Here is a 25,659-nt window from a genome sequence, read left to right as displayed (position 1 = left end):
CGCATGGCCGATTTCGACGCCCGGGACCTCCTGGACTGCTACGCGCGCGGCGTCTTTCCCATGGCCGACACGCGCGACGACGCGCGGGTCTTCCTGATCGATCCCGAGCGCCGGGGAATCATCCCTCTGGACGCCTTCCATGTGCCCAGGCGCCTGGCGCGCACGGTGCGCGCCGACCCGTTCGAGATTCGCATCGACACCGCCTTCCACGAGGTGGTGCTGGCCTGCGCCGCCTCAAGTCCCGGCCGCACCGAGACCTGGATCAACCGGCCGATCGAGGCGCTCTACCTGCGCCTCCACGAGCTGGGTTTCGCCCACAGCGTCGAGTGCTGGAAGGATGGCAGGCTCGTGGGCGGGCTCTACGGCGTGTCGCTGCAAGGGGCGTTCTTCGGAGAGAGCATGTTCTCGCGGGAGCGGGACGCCTCGAAGGTCGCGCTGGTCCATCTGGTCGCGCGACTGATCGCGGGCGGGTTCGTCCTGCTGGACGCCCAGTTCCTCACCGAACACCTGACGCAGTTCGGAGCCCAGGAGATCCCCCGCCTCGAATACCACCGCCGCCTCGGGCGGGCGCTGGCGGTGGACGCCGACTTCTACGCCTTGGGGGCCGGCGGCGGCGAGATCACCGGGACCGGCGCTGGCGCGGCGGCCTTGGGCGCTGGCGCCTCCACCTTGGGAGCCGGGGTCGCCGCCGGCGCCGGAGCCGTCGGCGCGGCGGTTTCCGGCCGGCTCGCCCTGCAGCTGATCACCCAGGCGTCGTAGGTCGCGTGCTCCAGCGGGTTCAGGCCCGGCGAGGAGGCGTACATCCAGCCCTTGAACGCCTGGCGCGGCGGCGGTGTCGGCTTGCCCGGCTGCGGCCGAGGCTGGGAATCGATGGTGAGGTAGACGATCGAATCATCGACCGGCTCGTCCGGCGCGGAGCGTTCGCAGGCGCGCACGGTGAAGATCAGGCCCTTCCAGCGGACCGGCCGACCCACGGGCGCGGCGAAGGTCAGGGTCTCGGCCGTCACCTTGTCGAGGGCCTGAAGGACAGCGACGTCGTAGCGCGCGCGGCGGGTCGGCGCCTCCATGGACTTCTCGATCACCTTGGCCTTGGGCGGCGCGGCCGGCTCGACCTCCTTCTGGTCTACCGGCGGGACGGGCAACGGCGTCGGCGCGGGCACGACGGCGGGGGGAGCCTCCTCCGAGACCGGCCGCTGGGCAGGCGCATCCTCGAGCAGGATCGGCTGCGCCGGCTGGGCGGCGACCATGGTCGACAGCAGGCCGGCCGCGAGGAATGCGATCGTGGCCGAGCGTCGGACGAAAGGGGGCGCGGACGGGCGGCGGGCCACGGCGCTTATTCCGGGGTCCAGGCCTCGTAATCGCCGGTGGCGCGCTGGCGTTCGCCCCCACGCGCCAGCGAGCCCTTCGGCCGGTAGGCGTGGATGGTGCCCGTCAGGTTCGGACGGTGCTCCTTCTCCCAACGCTTGCGGGGCAGCGGCGCGGAGGTCGGCGGCTCCTCGAAGGTGTGATGCAGCCAGCCGTGCCAGTCGGGCGGGACCTTGGACGCCTCTGCGTAGCCGTTGAACGTCACCCAGCGGCGCTTGCGCTTCGGGTCGTAGCTGTCCCGGGTGTCCTTCGCCTCGTAGTAGCGGTTGCCGAACTCGTCCTGACCGACGAAACGGCCGCGCTTGGCGATGGTGAAGCGGATTCCGTAGGTGGAGCCGTTCCACCAGGTGAAGATGCTTTTGAGGACGGACACTTGGGGCTCTCGGGGCTCCTGAACGCGGGCGGACTATAGGCGGGCGCCCCTGGAGCGTCCAGCGCCCGGAGACGATCCGTCATCCTGCAATATGTTGGGGATGAATCGCGAGCCGACCCCAACATCTATTGGCGCCACCCTCGAACGCCGCCTACCCTTGCCCCGCAGGGAGTCGCTCATGGGCAGTGAAGCGTCGGGCGTGGGAATCGAGGGCCGGATCCTCGAACGCGCCGGAGGGCTGATCGAGGTGGAAGCGCCGACGCATTGGACGGGCGCCAGGACCGAGGCCTGGCTCGATTGGGCTGATGGCCGCACCGACCTGGCCGAATCCATCCGCGAGCATGCCCGAGCGCTCACCGACGCGGCCCAGGCCAAGGGCCTTCTGCCCGACCTGCGGGCCCGCAGGCGCTTCGAGGACGGCCTGGCCGAAGCCCAGCTCCTGGGCGCGCTCGCAATCGGGCGCGGCGGCGAACCGATCCCGGCGCTCGTCGAGCCCGACGCCGCCGCGCTCAACGCCCACGAGGCCGCCCATCGCGCCCGCCAGGCCGCCGAGGCGGCGGCCCAGACCCTCGCGGCCCGGCTGCAGGCCGTGATGGACGCCATCCTGCGGTGCGAGGGCGACGCCGAGGCCTGCGCCGACCCGCGGAAGAACGCCAGCCTGACCCGGGCCGCCGAAGCCGCCCGCGCCGCCGGCGCGCCCGATTCCCTGATCCTGGAGGCGATCGCCCTGGCCCGCGCCGGCGAGACCTCGTGGGCGGAGTGCCCGAGGGAGCCGCCCGCGCCGGGCCTGATCGTCTCGGCGGACGCCGACCTGCTGGCCGGCCCGATGGGGGCGGCGTTCGCGCGCGTCGCCTGGGCCACGGGCGACCTCCGCATCGCGCCCTCGGGGGAAGCCGCCCTCGCCCTCGCCGAAGCGAGCCATGCCGCCCGCGGCGGCGTGGACCTGATGGCCTTCTGGCGCGACGACCGCTTCGACGCCGAGGCCTTCGAAGGCGCCGTCCATCTCGCCGCCCTGGCCCTGGGCGCCCAGGACGGCCCCGCGATCCTCGGTCTCGCCGGCCTGGGCGACTGGCTCGTGGCCCATGGCCTCGACTACGACAGCGACGCCGGCCGCGCGACGGCGCTGGCCCTCTACGAGACGGCCGCCCGGGTGATCGCGGAGACCGGCGCGGATTGCCGCCTCGCCGCGTTCGCCGATCCGGAGCTCGCGCTGCGTCTAGGCGGCCGCCTGGACGCCGGCCCCTGGACTGGTCCCGTGGTTCTGGCCGAGACCTCCGAAGGCGAGGCGGTCCGCACGCTCTCCGAAGCGGCGCTGCGGGGCCTGGCCGCGGCCGGGATCGAGCGGACCGAGGCCGAGGCCTGGCTGCTCGGCCGTCGCAGCCTGGCCGACGCGCCCGGCGTGAACCACCAGACCCTGGCCGCGCGCGGCTTTTCCGAGCACGAGATCGCCGCCGCCGAGGCCGAGCTGCCCTTCGTCACCCGCCTGGCCGACGCCTTCGCGCCGGCGCTGCTGGGCGACGGCTTCCTGCGCGACGTCCTGGGGGCGAGCCCCGAGCAGGTCGCCGACCCCGCCTTCGACGTCCTGGCCTTCGCCGGCTTCACCTCGGACGACGTCGAGGCCGCCGAACGCCACGCCTTGGGCCACGACGCCCTGGCCGGCGCCGAGCACCTGGACGACGCCCGCCAGCGGATATTCCGCACGGCCGCCGAGACGCCGCCCGCGGCAGTCGCCGCCATGCTGGAGGCGATCGCGCCCGTGCTGTGCGTCCCGCCCCTGCTGGAGGTCGCCCTGTCCTGGGACGCCTCGCCCGAGGCGGTGCTGGACGCGCTCCGGGCGACGGCCCTGCCCGTCCGGATCCGCCGGGAGGCCGCGTCCGCCCACGCCGTGCTGGACCTGCCGCCCGTCGCCGACCTGCCGGAACGCCGCGAGGAACCGGTCCAGGCGGACGAGCGCATCGTCGAGCGGATTGTCGAGCGCGACCGCACCCGCCGCAAACTGCCCGACCGCCGCAAGGGCTACATCCAGAAGGCCTCGGTGGGCGGCCACAAGGTCTACATCCACACCGGCGAGTACGACGACGGCGAACTCGGCGAGATCTTCATCGACATGCACAAGGAAGGCGCCGCCTTCCGCTCGCTGATGAACAACTTCGCCATCGCGATCTCCATCGGCCTGCAGTACGGCGTGCCGCTGGACGAGTTCGTGGACGCCTTCGTCTTCACGCGCTTCGAGCCCGCGGGGCCCGTGACGGGCAACGACTCCGTGAAGTCGGCGACCTCGATCCTCGACTACATCTTCCGGGAGCTCGGGATCAGCTACCTGGGCCGCGCGGACCTGGCGAGCGCCGATCCCGGCGAGCTGAACGCCGACGGCCTCGGCCGGGGCAAGGCAGACGGCGATCCCGAGCCCGAGGAGCTGCAGCCGGCGGCGCGCTTCATCTCCCGCGGCTTCTCGCGCGGCGCGACACCCGACAACCTGGTCTTCCTGCCGAGCGCGGGGCGCAAACCGGGACCGGCCGTGCTGGATGCCGCGGACGTCTGCGCCGCCTGCGGCGACATCGCCGTCGTCCGCAAGGGCCAGGCCCTGATCTGCGAGAGCTGCGGCGCGCGGGCGGGGCGCCTCGACGAGGACCGAACCGGCTAAGTCCCTAGAAGTTACCGCGATTTAAGTGGCGCGGCAGGGCCTTACAGAGCAGAGGTGGCCCCCTGAGCTTGCGAGGATTGCCCCAGTGACGTCGCGTATCGCCCGCCTGATCGCCGCCGCGGCCCTCGTGGCCGGCAGCACCGTGGCCGGCCAGGCGCTGGCCTTCGGCGATAAGGAAGTCGCCCGCCAGACCGCCTTCGGCGGGTCCTGTGTGAAATGCGAGCTGTCGGGCCGGAACCTGGCCGGCGCCCGCATCATCGGCGCCAACTTCTCCGGCGCGGCCCTGGTGGGCGCCAATCTGAAGGAGGCCCGCTTCCACGCCTCCAATTTCGTGGGCGCCGACCTCTCCCGCGCCGACCTGAGCGACGCCGGCATGAGCGGCGCCAACTTCCAGGGCGCGAACCTGTCGAGCGCCAAGCTGCGCGCCTCGGACGCGCAGGGGGTGATGTTCGGCGGAGCCAACCTCAGCCGGGCCGACCTGTCGGACGTCAACGCCACCGGCGCCAACTTCAGCAAGGCCACGATGTCGAACGCCGTGCTGCGCGCCGGCGACTTCCGCGGCGGGCAATTCGACGGCGCCGACCTGACCCGGGCCATCCTCAACGACATCGAAGGCACGGCGGCCCAGTTCCGCTCGGCAAGGCTTCAGGGAGCCAGCCTCCGGTCCGCGGACCTGAGGACGGCCAACTTCATAAAGGTCGACGCCCGGGAGGCCAACTTCACCGACGCCGACCTCACCGGCGCCATGCTGGGCTGGGGCCGCTTCGAGCGGGCCTCGTTCCGGTCGGCGGACCTGAGTTCGGCCAACCTGTCGGGCGCGAGTTTCGACGGGGCCGATTTCCGCGACGCCGATCTCCGGCGGGCGATGATCGCCGGCGCCGACTTCTCGGGCGCCCGGGGCCTGACCCAGGACCAGGTGGACGAGGCGTGCAGCGATTCCCGGACCAAGCTGCCGGGCGGCCTCGTCCCCAAGAGCTGCAATGGCGTTCGGGTGATCGTGAAGCCGCCGCGGCCGCCGGCGCCCCCGGCCCCGCCGGAGACGCCGCGCTACTTCGTGTCGCTGGGCGAGTAGCCCCGCCTACGCCTTGATGGGCGGGGCGAGCCGGATGTGCAGCTCCTTGAGCTGCTTGTCGGTCACCTCGGACGGCGCGTTCATCATCAGGTCCTGGCCCTGCTGGTTCAGCGGGAAGGCGATGACCTCGCGGATGGCGGTCTCGCCGGCCAGCAGCATGACGATCCGGTCGATGCCGGGCGCCAGGCCCCCGTGCGGCGGCGCGCCATGGCGGAAGGCGTTGAGCATGCCGCCGAACTGCTCCTCGACCACTTCCGGACCGTAGCCGGCGATCTCGAACGCCTTGATCATGATCTCCGGCAGGTGGTTCCGGATGGCGCCCGAGCACAGCTCGTAGCCGTTGCAGACAATGTCGTACTGGTAGGCCAGGATATCGAGCGGGTCCTTGGTGTTCAGGGCTTCCAGCTCGCCTTGCGGCATCGAGAACGGGTTGTGCGAGAAGTCGACGCGCTTCTCGTCCTCGTTCCACTCGAACATCGGGAAGTCGACGATCCAGACGAACTCGAAGCGGTCCTCGTCGACCAGCTTCAGGTCGGTTCCGACCTTGGTCCGGGCCGAGCCGGCGAACTTGTAGAAGACCTTCGGGTCGCCCGCGACGAAGAACGCCGCGTCGCCCTGGCCCAGGCCCAGGACGCCCATCAGGCCGTCGGTCTTCTCCGGGCCCAGGTTCTTGGCGATCGGGCCGCCCCAGCCTCCCTGGTCGTCGGACCAGAAGATGTAGCCCAGGCCCGGCTGACCCTCGCCCTGCGCCCACGAGTTCATGCGGTCGCAGAAGGCCCGCGAGCCTCCCTTGGGCGCGGGGATCGCCCAGACGGCGTTCTTGGCGTCCTCCAGGATGCGCGCGAAGAGGCCGAAGCCGCCGCCGCGGAAGTGGTCCGAGACGTCCTGCATGACGATCGGGTTGCGCAGGTCGGGCTTGTCCGAGCCGTACTTGGCGATCGCCTCGCGATAGGGGATGCGCGGGAACGGGTACGGCGTCACCGGCTTGCCTTGGCCGAACTCGGTGAAGACCCCGTGCATCACGGGCTCGATGGCCGCGAAGACGTCCTCCTGGGTGACGAAGCTCATCTCCACGTCGAGCTGGTAGAATTCCAGCGAGCGGTCGGCGCGCAGGTCCTCGTCGCGGAAGCAGGGCGCGATCTGGAAGTAGCGGTCGAAGCCCGAGACCATCAGCAGCTGCTTGAACTGCTGGGGCGCCTGGGGCAGCGCGTAGAACTTGGTCGGGTGCAGGCGCGAGGGCACCAGGAAGTCGCGCGCGCCTTCCGGCGAGCTGGCCGTCAGGATCGGCGTCTGGAACTCCAGGAAGCCCTGCTCGATCATCCGGTTGCGGATCGACTGGATGACCTTGGACCGCAGCACGATGTTCCGGTGAAGGGTTTCGCGGCGCAGGTCGAGGTGACGGTTCTTGAGGCGGATGTCCTCGGGGTATTCCGGCTCGCCGAACACCGGCAGCGGCAGCTCGGCGGCTTCCGACAGCACCTCCACCTTGCGCACCGCGATCTCGATCTCGCCGGTCGGCAGGTTCGGATTCCGGGTGTCCGCCGAACGGGCCACCACCTCGCCGTCCACGCGGATCACGCTCTCGGCGCGGACGTGCTCGACAAGGTTGAAGCCGGGAGTGGAAGGGCTGACCACCAGCTGCGTCAGACCGTAGTGGTCGCGCAGGTCGATGAAGATCAGGCCGCCGTGGTCGCGCTTGCGGTGGACCCAGCCCGAAAGGCGCACGGCCTGGCCGGTGTCGGAAGCGCGGAGCTGGCCGCAGGTGTGGGTGCGGTAAAGATGCATGAAATAAGGCGGAAATCGGCTGATTTGCGAGGCGCGGAAGGGCGCATGGGCGTCCCGGCTTGTCAAGCGCGCGGACGGCCGGGCGGGCGCTTGACACCCGCCCCCGGCGGATCGTCAAACTGCCGCCGGACTGTTCGGGGGACTGAGTGTCACACATCTTGAGGGCCGCCCTGGCGGCCGCTGCGGCGGTGAGCCTCGCCGCCTGCGCCACCACCGCGACCGAGAAGCCCAAGCCCGAGACGGCGGCGGCGCCCAAGCCCCTGCCCCGCGGCCTGGAAGCCGATCCGGGCGCCTTCGCCAGCACCTACAAGCCCCTGCCCGGCCGCCCCACGGCGATCGTGGGCGGCACGGTGCTGACCGCCACGGGCGCGCGGATCGAGGGCGGCATGGTGCTGATCCGCGACGGCCGCATCGAGGCCGTAGGCCCCGCCGCGGCCCCGCCCGACGGGTACGAGGTTGTGGACGCCCGCGGCCGCTGGGTGACGCCGGGCGTGATCGACGCCCACTCGCACCTGGGGGTCTATCCCTCGCCGTCCGTGCCGGCCCACTCCGACGGCAACGAGATCAGCGACCCGAACACCGCCCAGGTCTGGGCCGAGCACTCCGTCTGGCCGCAGGATCCGGGCTTCAACCTGGCCCGCGCGGGCGGGGTGACAACGGTCCACATCCTGCCCGGTTCGGCCAACCTGTTCGGCGGTCGGGGCGTCACGCTGCGCAACGTGCCGGCGCGCACGACCCAGGGCATGAAGTTCCCGGCCGCGCCCTACACCCTGAAGATGGCCTGCGGCGAGAACCCCAAGCGGGTCTATGGCGGCAAGGGCCGCTCGCCCTCCACGCGCATGGGCAATGTGGCCGGCTACCGCGCCGCCTGGATCAACGCCGCCGACTACGGCCGCAAGTGGGACGACTACCGCGCCAAGGTGAAGCGCGGCGACAAGGCCGACCCGCCGAAGCGCGACCTCCAGCTCGACACCCTGCTGGGCGTGCTCAAGGGCGAAATCCTCGTCCAGAACCACTGCTACCGGGCCGACGAGATGGCCCAGATGATCGATATCGCCGACGAGTTCGGCTACCGCATCACCTCGTTCCACCACACCATCGAGGGCTACAAGATCGCCGACATCCTCGCCCAGAAGGACATCTGCGCGGCGACCTGGGCGAACTGGTGGGGCGGCAAGCTCGAACAGTTCGACGGCATCGAGGCCAACGCCGCCCTGGTCCACGCCGCTGGCGGGTGCGCCATTATCCACTCGGACGATCCCGACCTGATCCAGCGGCTGAACCAGGAGGCCGCCGAGGCCCTGGCGGCCGGCCGCGCCGCGGGTCTTTCGATCAGCGAGGCCGAGGCGATCAAGTGGATCACCGCCAATCCGGCCAAGGCGCTGGGCATCCTGAAGGAGACCGGCACACTGGAGCCCGGCAAGCGGGCCGACGTGGTGCTGTGGGACAAGGACCCCTTCTCGGTCTACGCCCGCGCCGAACGCGTCTGGATCGACGGCGCGGTGACCTACGACCGGACGAACCCGGCCTTCCAGGCCAAGTCGGACTTCGAGCTCGGCCTGGGAGGCCTGCGATGAGACGTTCCCTCGCCGCCACTGCGGCCGTCCTGGCGCTCGCGGCCGGCTCCGCCCAGGCCGCCACCGTCGCCGTGACCAACGCCCGCATCCTGACCGCCGGTCCCGCCGGCGAGATCGCCAAGGGCACGGTCCTCGTCCGCGACGGCAAGATCGCGGCGGTCGGTCCCTCGGTCGCCGTTCCGGCCGGCGCTCAGGTGGTCGACGCCAAGGGCGGGATCGTCACGCCCGGCTTCGTGGCCGCCAACAGCATCCTGGGCGCGGTCGAGGTGGGCGCCCTGGGCACGGACGCCAGCGTCGACAACGCCGAGCTCAGCGCCGCCTTCGACATCCAGTACGCGTTGAATCCCGACTCCTTCGTGATCCCGGTCGCGCGCCTGGGCGGTATCACGAGCGCGGTCGTCACCCCGCGTCCCGCGTCGCGCGGGAACGGCGACGACGGCCACAGCCACGACGGGGCCGAGGACCTGACCGCCGGCGGCGGCGCTTCGGAGCGCACCCACGGCCTGTTCTCGGGCCAGGCGGCGGTGATCCAGCTCACCCAGGGCGAGGACCCGCTGGTCCGCGCCAAGGTGGCCATGGTCGCGCCGTTCGGCGATCGCGGCGCGAACCTGGCCGGTGGAGCGCGCGGCGCCCAGATCGTCCTGCTGAAGACCGTCATCGAGGACGTGCGCGCCTACGCCCGCAACCGGGCCGCCTACGAACGCGCCGGCTACCGCGACCTGGCCCTCTCCAGGGCCGACCTGGAGGCCCTGGTCCCGGTGGTCGAGGGCCGCATGCCGTTGATCGCCGTGGCCGACCGCGCCTCGGACATCCGGGCGATCCTGCGGTTGGCCCGCGAGGAGAAGCTGAAGGTCATCCTGTCGGGCGCCGCCGAGGGCTGGCGCGTGGCCGACGAGATCGCCCGCGCGGGCGTGCCCGTCATCATCAATCCTATCCGGGACCGCCCCGAGGGCTTCGAGAGCCTGGGTTCCACGCTCGAGAACGCCGCCCGCCTGGAGGCGGCGGGCGTGACGGTGGTCATCGAGGGCCAGGGCGGCGCGCACCGGGCGCACGAGACCCGCTACAACGCCGGCAACGCGGTGGCCTATGGCATGTCGCCGGCCGCGGCGCTCAAGGCGATCACCATCAACCCCGCCAAGGTGTTCGGAGTCGCGAACCGGGTCGGTTCGCTGGAGCCCGGCAAGGACGCCGACCTCGTGCTGTGGTCGGGCGACCCCTTCGAACCGCTCTCGCGGCCCGAGCTGATCCTGGTGCGCGGCGAGGCCCAGCCCCTGACGTCCCGCCAGTTCGAGCTGCGGGATCGCTACAAGGACCTCAACACGGCCTATCCGCCGGCCTATTCGAAGTAGCGCCCGCACGCTCCCTTCCCGCTCGCGGGAAGGTGGGGACCGTCGGCCGAGGCCGGCGCACGCCGGCCGGAGAGCGGACGGTGGGAAGGGCGAGCCGCAGGCGCGGTGCGCGCCGCCTTCCCTCTCCCCCACCCGCTCTGCGGCGGGCGGTCCCCCTCTCCCGCGGATCGGGAGAGGAAAGACTCAGCTCGTCACTTCTCCGGGTGCGTGAGCGCCTGGTAGGTGAGCGTCCGGGCCATGGTCCCGAGGTCGTCGCCGCCCGTGCCGCCCATCCGCTGGATCATGCCCACGAAGACGAGGTCGTTGGTCGGATCCACCCAGAACCAGGTGCCGGCCGCCCCGCCCCAGCTCATAGAGCCCTTGCCTTCGAGCGTCCCGGCGGCGCGGGGATCGTTGACCACCATGAAGTCGAGGCCGAAGCCCACGGCCTCGTTGAAGCGCGCGCCGGTCGTGCCGTTGGACGAGACCAGCACCTCCTTGGGGATCATGTTCGTGCCCATCATCTCCACCGAGGCCGGCGAGAGGATGCGCACGCCGTCGAGTTCGCCCTTGTTGGCGATCATCTGGGCGAAGCGGGCGTAGTCCATGGTTGTCGAGACCAGGCCGCCGCCGCCGGACTCGAAGGGTGGCGGGTCGAGGTAGGTCGGCATGTCGAAGCCGAAGAGCTGCTTGGCCTCCTCGATCCTGCCGGTGTCCTTGTTGCCCATATAGACCGCCGCCAGCCGGTCCGCCTTGTCCTTGGGGACGTAGAAGGCGGTGTCGGTCATCTTCAGCGGCTTGAAGATCCGCTGCTCCATGAACTGGCCCAGCGTCTGACCGGTCAGCTTCTCGACGATGTAGCCCTGGATGTCGACTGAGCTGGAGTAACGCCACTGGGTTCCGGGCTGATAGACCAGCGGGATCTGCGCCGTGCGCTCGATCATCTCGTGGGTGCTGGAGGCTCCCAGAACCTCCTTCTCGCGATAGAGCTTGTCGACAGGATGGTCGTCCTGCAGGCCATAGCCGAAGCCCGCCGTGTGGCTCATGATCTCCCGCATGGTGGGCGGGCGTTTCATGTCCTCCAGGATCGGCTTCCCGTTGCCGTCCACGCCGGTCATGACCTTCAGCGTCTTGAACTCGGGCACGTAGCGGGTGACCGGGTCGTCCAGGCGCCAGCGTCCCTCCTCGAAGAGGATCATCATGGCCACGCCGGTGATCGGCTTGGTCATCGAATAGATGCGGAAGATGGTGTCCTCGGTCATCGGCTTGCCCGTGGCCAGGCTCTGCTGCCCATAGGTCCGGAACGCCACCACCTTGCCGTGGCGCGCCAGCAGCGTCGTCATGCCGGCCACCCGGCCGTCCGCCACCACCTTGGCCATATAGGCGTCTAGCCGCGCGAGCCGCTCGGCGTCGAAGCCCGCCGCCTCGGGCGAGACGCGCTGCGTCAGCGCCGCCGCGGCGGATGGCTTGGGCGCGGCGTAGGAGGCCTGGACAGGCGCCAGGACCAGCGCCACGGCCGTCATGGCCGCGGCGAAACGACGGTTCACCCGCATCGGAATTTCCCCCAAGGATCTTGTTTGAGGCGGAGCTTAGGCCGCCACCGGGCGCACGCAAGCACGGTTGCGTTTCACCTTCGCAACGCCCGCCGGCTAGTCTGCCGCTGATGAAGCGACTCCTGATCGTCTGGCATTCCCGCACCGGCGCGGCCCGGGCCATGGCCGAGGCCGCCGCGCGCGGAGCCGGCGCCGAAGCCGGCGTGGACGTGCTGCTCCGGCGGGCCGAGGATGCGCAGGCCGCCGATCTCCTGGCGGCTGACGGCTATCTCTTCGCCTGCCCGGAGAACCTCGCGGCGATGTCCGGCGAGATGAAGGCGTTCTTCGACCGGACCTATTACACCGTGCTCGACCGCCTGAACGGCCGCCCCTACGCCGCCATGATCGCCGCCGGCAGCGACGGGACGGCGGCCGCGCGTCAGCTCGCCCGCATCGTCACCGGCTGGCGGCTGAAGCCGATCGCCGAACCCCTCATCCTGAACACAGCCGCCCAGACGCCCGAGGCGATCCTGGCGGAAAAGCACCCCACCGACGCCGACCTCGCTCCTTGCGCGGACCTCGGCGCCGCCATGGCCGCCGGCCTGGCCATGGGGCTGTTCTAGGGCCTTCTCTTCCCCCGCGCGCCGAGCATGCGGCCGAGCTGAAGCGTGATCAGGGTGGCGAGGCCCGCGAAGGCCACGAGCGCCGGATCGTGATCCTGCGACGGCGCGACCGCTCGGGGCGCCAGGGCCAGGTAGGCCGCGCAGGCGGCGACCAGCAGGGCGTTGCGCAGGAGATCCCAACGCGAGATCACGTGTCCCGAGGCGCCGAAGCAGCTGCACCGGACCTCGCGCCTGTCGATCAGCCCCTTCGCCACGACCGCCGAGAAGGCCAGGAACAGCGACAGCGCCGCCGCGGCCGCTCCGTAGGCCAGCTCCTGCCCGGCCATCAGCAGGGCCGCCAAAAGCGCCTCGGCCGCCATGACCGCGACGGCGCCGAGCTGGACCAGCGGCCCCCAAGTCGGCAGAAGCTCGCCCAGGCCGCGGCGGAAGGCGCGCCACGACAGCGCCTTGCCCGTGAACGCCAGCACCAGGATGAACAACACATAGAGGCGACAGACCTCGGCGAGATACGCGGTCATCCGCCGCCGTCCGCCGCGGCCTTCTGGCCACGCTCGCCCACCAACGCCCACTCCCCGATTCATCGGCGGGATCGCCCGCCCGCCGAACCGTTGCGCCGCACGCCCCTCATTTGCAACTTTTCCGCGATCCTTACAGTCGACAACCCAGCCGTGTTTTTGGCGGGTGTTGCCCCCATGCCTCAGGAACCTGCCCTCCGCGGACCGTGCAGGGCGCCATTGCCCCGGCTCGCCAAGAATCGTAAGTTCGGTATGCACGCCGCGTGGACTGCGGCGAAACAAATCATCGGGGAGCCCATCGTGAAACGCGCCGCCACTCTCTTGCTCGGAACAGCCCTGCTCGGGACCGCTCTGTGTGGCGCGCCCGTGGCGCTCACCGGAAGCCTGGACGCGGCGGCCCAGGCCAAGGCCGCCAAGGCCGAAGCGTACAAGGCGCCCCGCACCGCCTTCGGCCAGCCAGACCTCAGCGGCTACTGGACCAACAACACCATGACTCCGATGACCCGGCGTCCTGGCGTCTCCTCCCTCGTCTATACCGAGGACGAGGTGAAGAAGATGGAGGCCGAGGCCGAGGCCGAGGTGGAGGAAGGCAACGCCCCCACCGATCCCAACGCCGGCGCCGAGGCGGCCAAGCCCGCGGCCAGCAGCCTGCGTCCGGAGTTCGCCGCGGCCGGCGGCGACGTGGGTGGCTACAACCGCGGCTGGCTCGATCCCGGCCATACGGTGATGCGGGTGCGCGGCGAGCCCCGCTCTTCGCTGATCACCACCCCCAACGGCCAGATCCCGCCCCGCAAGAAGGGCGCGCCGCCGCCGCCCGGCTTCGGTCGCGGTCTGGGCTCGTTCGACAGCTACGAGACCCGCTCCCTGGGCGAGCGCTGCATCATCGGCTTCGGGCGCAACGGCGGCCCGCCGATGTTCCCCAACGGCTTCTACAACAACAACTACCAGTTCATTCAGACGCCCGACCACTTCGTCATCGAGGTGGAGATGAACCACGACCTGCGGATCGTGCGGCTGAACGCCAAGCACCGCACCGACGATGTGCGACCCTATTTCGGCGACTCCATCGGCTGGTGGGAGGGCGACACCCTGGTCGTCGAGACCACCCACATCCCGCAGAGCCAGGGCTTCATGGGCTCGTGGAAGGATCTGAAGGTCACCGAGCGCTTCACGCGCGTCGGGCCCCAGCGCGTGCACTACGCCTTCACCATCGACGACCCAACCGTGTGGGATGCGCCGTGGGGCGGCGAGTACGAGTTCGCCCCCCTGAACGGCCGGATATTCGAATACGCCTGCCACGAGGGCAACTACGCCCTGCCCGGCATCCTGGCCGGCGCCCGGGCCGAGGAGCAGGCCGCCGCCGAAGCCGCAGCGGCCAAGGCCGCCGAGGCCGCAAAGAGCAAGGCCAAGGACAAGAAGGCTGGCGACTGATCGGGGCGATCCGCCCGCGACCTTGACTTTGAACCTCCCGCGCGCCGGAATCCCGGCGTGTGGGAGTCGGGTTTCGGGGGACGATCCAATGGACGGGACGCAGCGGAACGCGGGCGGCGTGCGCGCGTGAGGCGTTTTCCTGCCCTGGCGGCGCTCGCTTGCCTGTCGCTGGCCGCGCCGGCGGCCGCCAACCCCCACATCGGCGAATGGTCCGAAGGCCGCGCGGCCGAGCCGCAGACGGCCCGCGAGCGCGCCGCCCTGATCGCCGAGCTGCGCCTGCGCCCGCAGGACGCCCATCACCACCTCGCCTACGCCCGGCTGCTCGCCAAGGAGTTCCTGGACCGGCGCAACGCCGACTGGCGCCCGGCCGCGGCGGCCTACGAGTTCGCGCTCCAGCTCGACCCCAGCCTCTCGGCGGCGCGCGCCGAGCTCGGCCGTCTTTACGCCGCCGCCGGCCGGCCGCACCTCGCGGTGCAGCTCCTGGCCGAACACGTGGCCGTGGCGCCGAGCGACGCCCAGGCGCTCACCGACCTGTCGCTCACCGCCCTGCGCACGGGCGACCTGGCCCTGGCGCTCTGGGCCGGACGCAAGGCCGCCACGCTCTCGGGCGACATCCCCGCGCTCGAAGCCGCCGCGCTGAGCGCCGGCGCGGCGGCGGCGCCAGACGCCGACAGCCTGCTGGCCCGTCTGCGAGCCGCCCAGCCGGCCAAGGCCGAAGCGGTCGCCCGCGACGCGGCGAGCTGGCGCCAGGCCGCGACCCTGGCCCAGGCTTCGCTTCCCCAGCCGGCCGCAGCGGCGCCGGCAGCCCTCCCGGCTCCCGGGAGCGCGCCAGCCGACTGGCGCGCGTGCCAGGCCGCCAGTCCGTCGGCCTCGTCGGGCTATCCCGCCTATCCCGGCCAGACGACCCAGACCCTGGGCCCGCAGCCCATGGCCGCCCTGCCCGCCCCCTGCGTCGGGGTCGAGCCGCCGATGGCGGTCATCGAGGCGGTGATCGTGCGCCAGCGGGACGAGGCCCAGTCCGCCAGGGGCGTGAACCTTTTGAATTCGCTGGAGCTGGTGGCCCGCGGCCGGCTGCGGATCTCCGAGGAGACCGCGCCCGGCGGTCAGCCGATCAACACCAACTACCTGACCGTCTCCCTGCCGGACAACGGCATCACCTACCTGCTCGACATCCTCGACGACCAGGCCTTCCGCACCGAGGTGCTGGCCAAGCCGTCGCTGGTGGCCCTGGACCGCACGCCCTCGGTGTTCTTCTCGGGCGCCACCATCACCATCCCGATCAGCGGCCAGTACTCGGGCAGCCTGCAGGAGAAGGCGGTGGGCGTGTCGCTGGCGGTGACCCCCACCTTCGTCTCGGACGACGAGATGCTGCTGGCCGTGAACGCCGGCCGCTCGTTCCTGGAACCCGGTCTGGAAGCCGAGCTGGAACAGGGCATCCAGACGACCACCAACAGCGTCAGCGCCAACGTCCGCCTGCGCTTCGGCGAGACCCTGGTGCTGTCAGGCCTGGCCGAGCGCGAGGACTCCCGCGATTCCACCGAGGTCCCCGGCCTGTCGCGCATCCCCGGCCTGAACCTGTTCCTGGCCAGCCGCCAGACCCGCAGGCTGCGCAACAACATGGTGGTCCTGCTGACCCCGCGGCGTCCCAACGAAACCAGCCGCCGCGACTCCGACGACAGTCTGCTCCCGCGCCGCTACGATCGGCGCCTGGCCGAGGCCGTGGGCCGGCTGGCCCGGCAGGAGACGCCCGAGGCCGCCGCCCTCGACACGCTGTCGGCCCAGCTCGCCGCCGCCGACCTCACCGACAAGCTGCCGGTGACGCCGCTCGCGGAGGGGCGCTGAGCCGCTATTCCACCACCGCGCCGGACCCCGCCTGAGACTTCTTCCAGCGCTCCTCGCAGGCGATCAGCGGATTGCGTCGGCCGTCCACGATGCGCTCGGTGATCCGCTCGCCGGCGTAGCCGTCACAGAGGTTTCGCGCCGCGCCGCGGGCCGAGCGGGCCGCGCCGCCGGGAACCAGCTCGATGTGCAGGTGCGGCCCCTGCCCGCCCCGTGCGGGCTCGGCCACCACGCGCCGGAACGGATGGCCGGCGCGCTCCAGCCGGGCCTTGGCAGCCGCGGCCGCCATCCCGTCCACCACGACGTCGTACGCGCCCGGCGCGGCGTGCGAGCCGACGGAATGGGTCGAAAGCCGGCCGGGCCGGACGGTCCCGGCGCCCTGGCGGCGCAGAGCATCCTCGTGGGCGGGGCTCCGGTAGCCGCTGGTCACCCGCCAGCCGCCGGGGCCGAACACCCGGTCCAGCGTCCCGTGGAACGTCTCGGCATGGGCCGGGGTCGAGAGGAAGCCCAGGAGGGCGGCCGCGATCGGTCCGAGGAGGCGGGTCATCGCGTCGCACCCTGGCGGCCCCGGACGTCCTCCGCCTTGAGATGGCGCAATCGCAGCCCCATCTGGACCCGGCGCGAGCGAGCCTCCGCGGGGCAGTACAGCCCGCCTGATCACCGGGCGACCCCGTGGACGAACTCGCGACCGCCAGAACGACACGCAGCGGTGGCCCCGCCCTTGTCCCCGCCCAGGGATGCGTTCGTTCTGGCAAGCGCCCCCTTGGCAAGCGCCCTGCCCAAACAAGAGGCGCCTTCCGCCCGGATTGCGCGCGATACGGGCGTCCGGACGGCGCCGCCTCCCCACGGGGTGAGCGCGGCTGTGCGCGCGGCGCGCCATCGCCTTGGCTGGCCCAAGTGCAGTTAAAAGCGGGTGGCGATGGCGACGCCCTTCGACGAGATGGACGGCTGGCCGGGCGGGGCGCCGCCGGAGGCCTACGCCCAGGTGCGGGCCTGGCTGGAGACGGTCCCGCCCGAGCTGCTCCAGACCCGCAAGGCTCAGGCCGAGCTCCTGTTCCGGCGGACCGGCGTCACCTTCAACGTCTATGGCGATCCCGGCGGGGCCGAGCGACTGATTCCGTTCGACATCGTGCCGCGCGTGCTGACCGGCGCCGAGTGGAGCCGCATCGAGCGCGGGCTGGTGCAGCGGGTCGAGGCGCTGAACGCCCTGCTGCGCGATCTCTATGGCCCACAGGAGATCCTGAAGGCCGGCGTGATCCCCGAGGAGCTGGTGCGGCTCAACCCGCAGCACGAGCTGGCCGTCATGGGCCACCGGCCCAGCAAGGGCGTCTTCGTCCATGTGGCCGGGGTCGACCTGGTGCGCACCGGGCCGGACGAGTTCCACGTGCTGGAGGACAACGCCCGCACGCCATCCGGCGTCTCCTACATGCTCGAGAACCGGGAGATGATGCTCCGGCTGTTCCCGGACCTCGTGGCCCGATCGAACGTGGCGCCGGTCGAGACCTATCCCGACCTGCTGCTGGAGACCCTGCGGTCGGTGGCGCCCGAGGGGCCGGAGGCCGAGCCCACCATCGTCGTCCTGACGCCCGGGCCGTACAACTCGGCCTTCTACGAGCACAGTTTCCTGGCCGACAAGATGGGCGTCGAGCTGGTCGAGGGCGCGGACCTCTTCGTCCGCGACAACCTCGTCTACATGCGCACCACCGAGGGGCCGCGGCGTGTCCACGTGATCTACCGGCGGATCGACGACGCCTTCCTCGACCCGCTGTTCTTCCGCCCGGACTCGACGCTGGGCGTGCCCGGCCTGCTGCAGGCCTACCTGGCGGGCAACGTGGCGCTGGCCAACGCCATCGGCACCGGTGTCGCCGACGACAAGGCCATGTACAGCTACATGCCCGAAGTCATCCGCTTCTACTCGGGCCAGGAGCCGATCCTGGGCAACGTGCCCACCTGGCGCTGCCGCGAGCCCGAGCACCTGGCCTATGTCCTCGACCACCTGGCCGAACTGGTGGTGAAGGAGGTCGACGGCTCGGGCGGCTACGGCATGCTGGTCGGCCCTCACGCCACCCAGGCCCAGGTCGCCGAGTTCGCCGCCAAGCTGCGCGCCGCGCCCGAGGGCTTCATCGCCCAGCCGACGCTGGCGCTCTCCACCTGCCCCACCCTGGACGGCGACCAGCTCGCAAGGCGCCACGTGGACCTGCGGCCCTTCGTACTGACCGGGGCGGACGGGGTGAAGGTGACGCCCGGCGGCCTGACGCGGGTGGCGCTCACCCCCGGCTCGCTGGTGGTCAACTCCAGCCAGGGCGGCGGCACCAAGGACACCTGGGTGGGCGGCTGCTGACGCCCATGCTGTCGCGCACCGCCGCCAACCTCTACTGGACGGGCCGCTACGTGGAGCGGGCCGACTTCCTGTCGCGCCTGCTGGACGCCACCGCGAGGCTGGCCGCCCTGCCCACCACCTACGGCGGCGACCCGGCCGCCTGGTCCGGCGTGCTGGCCGCCGCCGGCGCCGCAGAGGCCTTCGCCGCCGCTCAGGGCGAGGCGAGCGAGGCGGCGGTCGTGCGCTTCCTGACCGTCGATCCGGCCAACCCCTCGGCCATCTGCACCTGCGTCGAGCACGCCCGGGGCAACGCGCGGGCCGTGCGCACCGGCCTGACCCGCGAGGCCTGGGAGGCCATCAACGCCGCCTGGCACGAGGTCCAGCGCCTGCGCCAGCAGGACCCGGTCAAGGCCGAGGTCCGCGAGTTCACCGAGGCCGTCCAGCGGGCGGTCGCGGCCTTCGACGGGGCGGCCCAGCGGACCATGCTGCGCGACGACGCCTACTGGTTCCTGCAGCTCGGCGCGGCGGTGGAGCGGGCCGACAACACCGCCCGCCTGCTGGACGTGAAGTACCACCTGCTGCTGCCCAAGGACGAGCCGGTGGGCGGCAGCCTGGACTACTTCCAGTGGTCGACCATCCTGCGCACCGTCTCGGCGGCCACGGCCTACCGCTGGGTCTATCGCGACGCCATCAAGCCCTGGCTGGTCGCCGACCTGCTGATCTTCAACGACCGGATGCCCCGCTCGCTGGCCTGCTGCTACGACACGGTGGTCGAGCTGCTGGACTACCTGAGCGCCGGCACGGGCCGCCGCGGCCCGGCCCACCGGCTGGCCTCGCGCATCCAGCTCCAGCTCCGCGAGAGCGGCGTCGAGCAGGTCTTCGCCTCGGGCCTGCACGAGTTCATCGAGGCCTTCATCGTCGACAACAACCGGCTGGGCGTGGCCATCGCCGAGCAGTTCGCGTTCTGAAGAGCCATGCGCATCCGGGTCCGCCACGCCACCACCTACGCCTACGACGCCCCGGCCCATGGGGTGATCCAGGCCCTGCGCGTCACGCCCGCCCCGCACGAGGCCCAGGCCGTGCTCGCCTGGCGGGTCGACGTGGACGTGGACGGCCTGCTGCGCGAGACCCGCGACGCCTTCGGCAACGTGCTCCACCTCTTCTACGCCGAGGGGCCGGTGACCGACCTCACCATCCGGGTGACCGGCGAGGTCGAGGTCACGGACGCGGCCGGGGTGGTGCGCGGCGCGCCCGAGCCCTTCGCGCCCGCCGTCTTCCTGCGCCCCACCCCGCTGACGGCGGCCGACGCGGCGATCTGCGCCTGGGCCGACGAGACGCCGGACGGCCCGCCGCTCGACCGCCTGCACCGGCTGATGGACGGCCTGCACCGGCGCCTGCGCTTCGACACCGCCGCGACCGGGGTCGAGACCACGGCGGCCCAGGCCTTCGCCGCCGGCCACGGGGTCTGCCAGGACCACGCCCACATCTTCATCGCCGCAGCCCGCCGCCTGGGCCTGCCCGCCCGCTACGTCTCGGGCCACCTCTCGCGCCCGGAGGCCCACGACCAGGAGGCCGCCCACGCCTGGGCCGAGGCCTTCGTCCCCGACCTGGGCTGGACCGGCTTCGACCCGGCCAACGGCGTCTGTCCCGACCCGCGCTATCTTCGTGTGGCCGTGGGACTCGACTATCTTGACGCCGCCCCGCTGCGGGGCGCGCGGCGCGGCGGCGGCCAGGAGCGGCTCCGCGTGGCGGTGCTGGCCCGCGAGGCGGCGCGGCAGCGGCAAGACTAGGAACGTGAGGAAGACGCCTTGACCTATTGCGTGGGCCTGCTGGTCAAGGAGGGGCTGGCCATGCTGGCCGACACCCGCACCAACGCCGGGGTCGACAACATCTCCACCTACCGCAAGCTGCGGATCCACGGGAACGACGGCCAGCGGCTGATCGCGGTGGCTTCGGCCGGCAGCCTGTCGACCACCCAGGCGGCGCTGGAGCGCGTGCGCCTGGGCTTCACCGCCCCCGACACCGGCGAAACCGAACGCCTCGGCACCGTCCCCTCGATCCACCGCGCCGCCTACCTGCTGGGCCAGGCGGTGCGCTTCACCGCCGACGAGATGGAGGGGCTGAAGCAGGGCGACATCAATTTCGACGCCACCCTGCTGGTGGGCGGCAGCGTGGGCGGCGAGCCCACCCGCCTGTTCCTGGTCTACGGCGCCGGCAACTTCATCGAGTGCGGCCCCGACACACCCTATCTCCAGATCGGCGAGACCAAGTACGGCAAGCCGATCCTCGACCGGGCGCTGACCTACGACACCCCGCTGGACGAGGCGGTGAAGATCGCCCTGATCTCGTTCAGCTCGACCATGCGCTCGAACCTGGCCGTCGGCCTGCCGATCGACATGATGACCGCGCGCGCCGGCGAGAGCCGCGCGACCCTGGTCCACCGCATCGACGACCACGACGCCTACTACCGCGACCTCAACGACCGCTGGTCGGCGGCGCTCCGGGCCGCCCAGGCCTCGATCCCCCAGCCGCCGTACCGGTGAGGTTCTGGCCCCGACGCGTCGTCCTAAGGGCCGCCACGAAAAGCACGAAGGACACGAAAGGCGGGGTGGATCAGACCCGGAGGATCAGGCCGGCGGGTCGGGACCCGACGGGCGGGGTTTAGGGGGTCAGGTCAATCAGCCTCTCCGGGCGTCCCTCCCGGGTCGCGCTCCGCGCGCCCGAGGGCAGGCTCTCCGCCGAACCGTCCCACGGTCGGATCGGATACCGGTTGTGGGGTCGCAATCGGTCGTTCCTCACCCCTCTCCCAATCGCGTGGGAGAGGAAGTTCGGGGGCTTCAACCCTCCACCCGCCTTCGCCCTACGGGCTTCGGACGGTCCCGCCCCGTGTGGGGGAGGATTCATGGGCGCCACACGGACCATCAACCCTGGCGTGGCAGGGTGGCGGCGGGTCCAAAGGAGGCGGCGATGGTCAGGGGTTGGCTGGCGGCGGGCGGGATCGTTCTCGCGCTGATGGCGACGCCGGCGGCGGCGTGCCGGTTGGGCGGGGACGTGCTGATCTTCGAGGCGGCGGCGCCCGAGACGCCGCCGGGCGAGCGGTTCGCCACCGTCGCCAGGGTGCGGCTGGAGGGCGAGCGGCCCGACCTGAAGGCGAACCTTGCGGACCTGGCCGATCCCCGGGGCTTCCCGGTGGGGACGGCGCGGGTGCTGGAGGTGGTGCGCGGGCCCGCGCCGCCGCCCGAGCTTCCGGCCTATATCGCGGCGCTGACCTCCTGCTCGGACCCGTTCGTGGGGCCGCCCGGACCGTTCGTCGTCACAGGCTACGTCGTGGGCCAGGTCATGCGGGACGCGCGCGGCCCCTACCTGCTGCTCGCCGAGCGCAACGACGTGACGGGGCGCTGGAAATGACGCCGGCCCGCCGCCTGGAGGGCCCCGGCGCCGAGGAGCGGCTGCGGACGCTGCGGCGCCGCTTCGCCCGGACGCATCGCGCCGCCGCGCGCGCCGGGCGCTTCTCCTGGCGGCTAGCGCTGATGTGCCTGGCGACATTCGCGGGCGTCGTCGCGGGCGGGTGGATGCTGGTGCGGTAGGGTCAGGGCGACGCCGTGGGGCCGTTCGCCCCCTCCACCACTTCGCGGTCCCCCTCCCCCATGAAGGGGGAGGAAAGGAATGCGGCGGCCCATTGACATACAGACAGTATGCCTGCAACAAGAAGGCGGCTCGCGCTCGGGGTGCAGGCGCACAATCGCAGGGGGTGGTTCATGGGCAAGATTCACAACACGGCCTTCGGGCTGGCCGCCGCGCTGGCGTTGGGGGCGGCGTCGCCGGCGGCGGCGGGGACGGTCATCCAGTTCGGGATCAACGGCGGCCAGCTTCGCGAGCCGGTGTTCATGCTGACCACCGGCGCGGGGACGAGCTGCTGGGAGAAGGGCATCCCGGCCACCACCTTCCAGCCCAATGGGATCAGCGCCCAGCTCGAGACCCAGCCGCTGGAGACCTGCCCCGGCATGGCGGCGTTCTCGCGCCACCAGTTCCAGACGGCCGTCGGGGGCCAGCCCCTGCTGGGCTACATCACCATCACCGTGAAGGTGGTCGACGGCCTGAAGGTGATCAGCGTCGACCAGGACTTCCCCCCGGGGTTCTCGTTCGACGTGTCGGGCAAGCTCGCCATGAAGCCATGGGAGGACGGCGAGCTCGTCCTGACGCCCGAGTGCGGCGCCCTCTGCCCGGCCCGCAGGACGGCCACGGTGGCGGTCTATAACGGCACGTCCCAGCCCCAGACCCTGGGGCTGAACCTGAGCTGCGCGACGGTGACCCAGGGGACGGCTCGACAGGACGTGCCGCCGCGCAGCGAGGCGACCGTGATCCTGGACGCCACGGGACCGGACGGGAGCGCGGCCTGCACCGCCGACCTCAGCACCGCCGCCATCGCCTTCGGGCCGTCCGCAGCGGCCACGCTGCGGTTCGGGTCGGTCCCGGCCCAGACCGCGCTCACCGTCACCGGCCAGGCGCCGGCCGGCCTGAGGATGACCGCCGAGACGGCGTCGCGCGAGAGCAACGCCGCCGTCAACGACGTCCTGGTCAACCTGCGGCTCGACGCCTGCCCGCCCGACGGCTGCGGGGCGCCCTGACGGAGCCGGATATGCATTGACATACCGTCTGTATGTTTGTAACAATGTTCTCAAGGCCCGCACGGGGTGTCGCGGGACAACCGGAGAGAACACCATGGTCAAATCCCGCACCGTCGCCGGCGCGCTGTGCGTCCTGCTGGCGGCCGGCGCCGCCCAGGCCCAGGACCCGAACATCGACCCCGGCCAGAAGTACAGCAACCAGCTGGCCAAGAGCGTCACCAACGTCGACCAGTTCGCGAGCCTGCTCTACGGCCTGAACGGCGACGCCCCGGCCGTGGCGATGACGGGCGGCCAGCCGATGCCCGCCTCCCCGGCCCAGTTCAAGCAGATGGTGGCCCAGGGCCAGATCGCCCACTTCGACGTGCAGGGGGTGTTCATGACCCAGCCGCTGCACGCCGGCCAGATCCAGTACGCGCAGCCGACCCTGACCGACGACATCCTGGCGGTGCCGGCGGGGACGGTGACCAACTGCTCCCAGACGTCGCAGACCTCGGACTTCAACTTCACCCATTCCACGTCGGACACCACCACCCTGACGGTGGCCTCGACGACCGGCGCCAGCATCACCGGCACCTTCGGCTTCTCGCCGCCCTCGCTGACCGGCGGGCCGAGCGGCTCGGTGTCGGTCAACATCAACACGTCCGAGACCGACACCACGGCCACGGCGACGACCAACACCAACACCTGGTCGGTGACGGCCCACCCGGTGGTCCCGGCCCGCTCGGCCGCCGACGTGCAGATGGTGATCATGCAGAAGCGCTACGACGGGGTGCCGTGGTCGGCCGACGTGTTCGCCGATCCGGGCCAGGCGTTCACCGCCCTGCTCTACTTCCGGGGCCCCTACCAGCCGGCCCCGGCGCCCGAGTGGATCGCCCAGCCCAAGCGCACCCGGCTAGGCGCCTACCTGACCCAGGACCAGCTCAAGCTGGGCCAGGTGAGCGGAACGTTCAACGGCGTGGAGGGCTATCGGGCCGAGCTGCGCTACGGCAACGTGCGGCCGGTGACCGACGTGGAGTGCGGCGGCCTGGGGGCTAGTCAGGGCGCGGGCGTCAGGGTCGCCGCCCCGATGCTGGCGGCCGGCGCCAAGGTCGCGCCCATGGCCAACCCGGTGGCGGTGTTCCCGGCCACCCGGCGGTGACGGCCTAAGGGGAGGCCGAAAGGGAGGCGAAGGGGTGACCCGGGCCTCCCCCTGGCTGTCCCCTAAGCCACCGGTTCGGGCCGGTGGCGGGCGGCGTAGGCGGCGGGGGTGAGTTCGGCGTCGATGGCCGCGCGGATCCTGGCGGCCGCCTCGCCGCGCAGACGCTGCTTCACGAGGGCGTGGGACGGTCGATGGACCTGCTTCAGCGCGGCGACGGCGGTCTCGGCCGCCGCATCGAGGTCGGTCGCCGGGACCAGGCGGTCGAGGAAACCCGCCCGCACGGCGTCGGCGGGGCCGTACATCTCGCCGGTCGTCGCGGTGCGGTTCAGCCAGGCCGGATGCAGGCGGGCGCGGGCGAGTTCCAGCGCGAAGCTGGGCACGGCGATGCCGATGGCCACCTCGTTCAGCCCCATGCGGTAGTCCCCCGCCTCGCCCAGGCGCAGGTCCGAGCCAAGCAGCAGGAAGGCGCCCATCGGGAAGGCGTGCCCCCGGCATACGCCCAGGATCGGCTGGGGGAAGGTGAAGAGCTTCAGCGCCAGTTCCGCCCCGGCGCGCACCATGGCGAGGCTGGCCCCCGGATCGCCCGCGGCGAAGACCTTCAGGTCGAACCCGGCGGAGAACACGCCCGGCCGCGCGGAGGAGAGCACCACGATCGCCCGGTCTGCGGCGGCGCGGTCGAAGGCGGCGTCCAGCGCCTGAAGCATGGCCAGCGACATCACGTTGGCCTTGCCATCGTCCATGACGATGCGGGCCACGCCGTCGTTGAGTTCGTAGCTGACGATCCCGGTCATCCCCGCCTCTCCATCCGTTGACGAATGCGATATAGACCGGTCTTTATAATCGATGCAAGTTGCGTCGGCCGCGCGGTTCTGGCGCAAGGGGACGAAGACCTAGGGGGATCGCCGATTGCCGCCGCCGCCCAAGCATCGTGACGCCATCGTCGACGCGGCCGTGCGCCTGTTCCGGCAGAAGGGCTACGCCGCCACGGGTCTGGCCGACATCGTGGCCGCCAGCGGAGCGCCCAAGGGGTCCGTCTACCACTACTTCCCGGGCGGCAAGGCCGAGATCGGGGCCGCCGCCGTGCGGGAAGCCGGACGCCGGGTGGTGGAGACGGTGCGCGAGCTCTCGGCCGCCTCGGCCTCGGCGGGCGAACTGGTGAAGGGCCACGCCCGGCTGCTGGGCGAATGGATGGCGGCCTCGGGCTACCGCGACGGGGCGCCGATGACGACGGTGCTGCTTGAGAACGCGCCGGCCGATGACGCCATCACCCGCGAGGGCCGCGCGGCCCTGGACGCCTGGGCGGGCGAGGTGGCGGGCAGGCTCATGGCCGACGGCGTGGAGGCGACCCGGGCGGCGAGCCTGGCGTCCCTCACCCTCGCGGCCCTGGACGGGGCGCTGGTGCAGGCCCGCGTGGCCCAGTCCTCCCGGCCGCTGGAAACCGCCGCAGAGGAGCTGGTCGCCCTGTTCGCGGCGGCGACGCGGGGCTGAC

General features: G+C 71.8%; 23 protein-coding genes and 1 pseudogene. 17 read left to right on the top strand and 7 right to left on the bottom strand.

Going from position 1 to position 25,659, the window contains the following annotated elements; genetic code table 11:
- Positions 1-3 precede the first annotated feature (3 nt).
- Entirely contained in the window at positions 4-759 is a 756-nt protein-coding gene (gene aat, locus ACK4TT_RS03010; protein ID WP_410212376.1) for a leucyl/phenylalanyl-tRNA--protein transferase, read from the top strand.
- Positions 760-794: 35 nt separating this feature from the next.
- On the opposite strand, the pseudogene ACK4TT_RS03005 reads toward aat, so the two are convergent.
- Together ACK4TT_RS03005 and ACK4TT_RS03000 are read right to left on the bottom strand one after the other, a co-directional pair.
- Positions 795-1,067 (bottom strand): annotated as a pseudogene (locus tag ACK4TT_RS03005) (DUF2155 domain-containing protein); the annotation flags it as partial.
- 266 nt (positions 1,068-1,333) lie between these two features.
- Positions 1,334-1,738 carry an NADH:ubiquinone oxidoreductase subunit NDUFA12 gene (locus ACK4TT_RS03000; RefSeq protein WP_410212375.1) on the bottom strand — a complete coding sequence of 135 codons (405 nt, stop codon included), beginning with the start codon at positions 1,736-1,738 and terminating at the stop codon, positions 1,334-1,336.
- Positions 1,739-1,916: 178 nt separating this feature from the next.
- Between ACK4TT_RS03000 and ACK4TT_RS02995 the strand changes: the two genes are divergently transcribed.
- Together ACK4TT_RS02995 and ACK4TT_RS02990 are read left to right on the top strand one after the other, a co-directional pair.
- A complete protein-coding gene (locus tag ACK4TT_RS02995) occupies positions 1,917-4,382 on the top strand; it encodes a ribonucleotide reductase (RefSeq protein ID WP_410212374.1) in 2,466 nt (821 codons plus the stop codon).
- A gap of 85 nt (positions 4,383-4,467) precedes the next feature.
- On the top strand, positions 4,468-5,454 hold the full coding sequence (locus ACK4TT_RS02990) for a pentapeptide repeat-containing protein (protein WP_410212373.1): 987 nt from the start codon (positions 4,468-4,470) through the stop codon (positions 5,452-5,454).
- Positions 5,455-5,460: 6 nt separating this feature from the next.
- On the opposite strand, the gene aspS is transcribed toward ACK4TT_RS02990, so the two are convergent.
- Positions 5,461-7,239 (bottom strand): aspartate--tRNA ligase, encoded by a 1,779-nt coding sequence (aspS, locus tag ACK4TT_RS02985; protein ID WP_410212372.1) that lies wholly within the window; start codon positions 7,237-7,239, stop codon positions 5,461-5,463.
- Positions 7,240-7,385: 146 nt separating this feature from the next.
- On the opposite strand from aspS, the gene ACK4TT_RS02980 reads away from it, so the two are divergent.
- Both ACK4TT_RS02980 and ACK4TT_RS02975 read left to right on the top strand, forming a co-directional pair.
- Entirely contained in the window at positions 7,386-8,816 is a 1,431-nt protein-coding gene (locus ACK4TT_RS02980) for an amidohydrolase (protein WP_409638533.1), read from the top strand.
- Positions 8,813-10,165, top strand: coding sequence for an amidohydrolase family protein (locus ACK4TT_RS02975; protein WP_410212371.1), 1,353 nt, complete (start codon positions 8,813-8,815; stop codon positions 10,163-10,165). Before ACK4TT_RS02980 ends, ACK4TT_RS02975 begins: the two co-directional genes overlap by 4 nt.
- A 191-nt stretch (positions 10,166-10,356) precedes the next feature.
- On the opposite strand, the gene ACK4TT_RS02970 is transcribed toward ACK4TT_RS02975, so the two are convergent.
- Complete coding sequence (locus ACK4TT_RS02970; RefSeq protein WP_409638539.1) at positions 10,357-11,697, bottom strand: serine hydrolase domain-containing protein; 1,341 nt, start codon at positions 11,695-11,697, stop codon at positions 10,357-10,359.
- Positions 11,698-11,807: 110 nt separating this feature from the next.
- On the opposite strand from ACK4TT_RS02970, the gene ACK4TT_RS02965 reads away from it, so the two are divergent.
- Positions 11,808-12,299 carry an NAD(P)H-dependent oxidoreductase gene (locus tag ACK4TT_RS02965; RefSeq protein ID WP_409638542.1) on the top strand — a complete coding sequence of 164 codons (492 nt, stop codon included), beginning with the start codon at positions 11,808-11,810 and terminating at the stop codon, positions 12,297-12,299.
- Here ACK4TT_RS02965 and ACK4TT_RS02960 read toward each other — a convergent pair.
- Positions 12,296-12,817 (bottom strand): MauE/DoxX family redox-associated membrane protein, encoded by a 522-nt coding sequence (locus ACK4TT_RS02960; RefSeq protein ID WP_409638545.1) that lies wholly within the window; start codon positions 12,815-12,817, stop codon positions 12,296-12,298. The genes ACK4TT_RS02965 and ACK4TT_RS02960 overlap by 4 nt on opposite strands.
- A 363-nt stretch (positions 12,818-13,180) precedes the next feature.
- Here ACK4TT_RS02960 and ACK4TT_RS02955 point away from each other — a divergent pair, with 363 nt between their 5' ends.
- Together ACK4TT_RS02955 and ACK4TT_RS02950 are read left to right on the top strand one after the other, a co-directional pair.
- A complete protein-coding gene (locus tag ACK4TT_RS02955) occupies positions 13,181-14,245 on the top strand; it encodes a hypothetical protein (protein ID WP_409638548.1) in 1,065 nt (354 codons plus the stop codon).
- Between the two features lie 126 nt (positions 14,246-14,371).
- Positions 14,372-16,087, top strand: coding sequence for a hypothetical protein (locus ACK4TT_RS02950; protein ID WP_409638551.1), 1,716 nt, complete (start codon positions 14,372-14,374; stop codon positions 16,085-16,087).
- A 4-nt stretch (positions 16,088-16,091) separates the two neighbouring features.
- On the opposite strand, the gene ACK4TT_RS02945 is transcribed toward ACK4TT_RS02950, so the two are convergent.
- Positions 16,092-16,631 (bottom strand): hypothetical protein, encoded by a 540-nt coding sequence (locus tag ACK4TT_RS02945; RefSeq protein WP_409638554.1) that lies wholly within the window; start codon positions 16,629-16,631, stop codon positions 16,092-16,094.
- 372 nt (positions 16,632-17,003) lie between these two features.
- On the opposite strand from ACK4TT_RS02945, the gene ACK4TT_RS02940 reads away from it, so the two are divergent.
- The 8 genes from ACK4TT_RS02940 (at position 17,004) to ACK4TT_RS02905 (ending at position 24,170) form a co-directional block, all read left to right on the top strand.
- Positions 17,004-18,425: a circularly permuted type 2 ATP-grasp protein gene (locus ACK4TT_RS02940; RefSeq protein ID WP_409638557.1), complete on the top strand. Its 1,422-nt coding sequence runs from the start codon at positions 17,004-17,006 to the stop codon at positions 18,423-18,425.
- 5 nt (positions 18,426-18,430) lie between these two features.
- A complete protein-coding gene (locus ACK4TT_RS02935; RefSeq protein ID WP_410212370.1) occupies positions 18,431-19,372 on the top strand; it encodes an alpha-E domain-containing protein in 942 nt (313 codons plus the stop codon).
- Positions 19,373-19,378: 6 nt separating this feature from the next.
- A complete protein-coding gene (locus tag ACK4TT_RS02930) occupies positions 19,379-20,194 on the top strand; it encodes a transglutaminase domain-containing protein (protein WP_410212369.1) in 816 nt (271 codons plus the stop codon).
- Between the two features lie 18 nt (positions 20,195-20,212).
- Entirely contained in the window at positions 20,213-20,947 is a 735-nt protein-coding gene (locus ACK4TT_RS02925; protein ID WP_410212368.1) for a peptidase, read from the top strand.
- A 424-nt stretch (positions 20,948-21,371) separates the two neighbouring features.
- Positions 21,372-21,812: a hypothetical protein gene (locus ACK4TT_RS02920; protein ID WP_410212367.1), complete on the top strand. Its 441-nt coding sequence runs from the start codon at positions 21,372-21,374 to the stop codon at positions 21,810-21,812.
- The gene (locus ACK4TT_RS02915; protein WP_409638571.1) at positions 21,809-21,991 is read left to right on the top strand and encodes a hypothetical protein; all 183 of its coding nucleotides are present in this window, start codon (positions 21,809-21,811) and stop codon (positions 21,989-21,991) included. Before ACK4TT_RS02920 ends, ACK4TT_RS02915 begins: the two co-directional genes overlap by 4 nt.
- A gap of 171 nt (positions 21,992-22,162) precedes the next feature.
- On the top strand, positions 22,163-23,032 hold the full coding sequence (locus tag ACK4TT_RS02910) for a hypothetical protein (protein ID WP_410212366.1): 870 nt from the start codon (positions 22,163-22,165) through the stop codon (positions 23,030-23,032).
- Positions 23,033-23,126: 94 nt separating this feature from the next.
- On the top strand, positions 23,127-24,170 hold the full coding sequence (locus ACK4TT_RS02905; RefSeq protein WP_410212365.1) for an ETX/MTX2 family pore-forming toxin: 1,044 nt from the start codon (positions 23,127-23,129) through the stop codon (positions 24,168-24,170).
- A 62-nt stretch (positions 24,171-24,232) separates the two neighbouring features.
- On the opposite strand, the gene ACK4TT_RS02900 is transcribed toward ACK4TT_RS02905, so the two are convergent.
- Positions 24,233-24,961, bottom strand: coding sequence for a crotonase/enoyl-CoA hydratase family protein (locus ACK4TT_RS02900; protein ID WP_409638580.1), 729 nt, complete (start codon positions 24,959-24,961; stop codon positions 24,233-24,235).
- Between the two features lie 115 nt (positions 24,962-25,076).
- Between ACK4TT_RS02900 and ACK4TT_RS02895 the strand changes: the two genes are divergently transcribed.
- Positions 25,077-25,658 carry a TetR/AcrR family transcriptional regulator gene (locus ACK4TT_RS02895; protein ID WP_409638583.1) on the top strand — a complete coding sequence of 194 codons (582 nt, stop codon included), beginning with the start codon at positions 25,077-25,079 and terminating at the stop codon, positions 25,656-25,658.
- Position 25,659: the final 1 nt, after the last annotated feature.

This window comes from Phenylobacterium sp. (genome assembly GCF_046463815.1).
Classification (GTDB): domain Bacteria; phylum Pseudomonadota; class Alphaproteobacteria; order Caulobacterales; family Caulobacteraceae; genus Phenylobacterium.
This window is presented reverse-complemented; position numbering and strand designations above follow the sequence as displayed.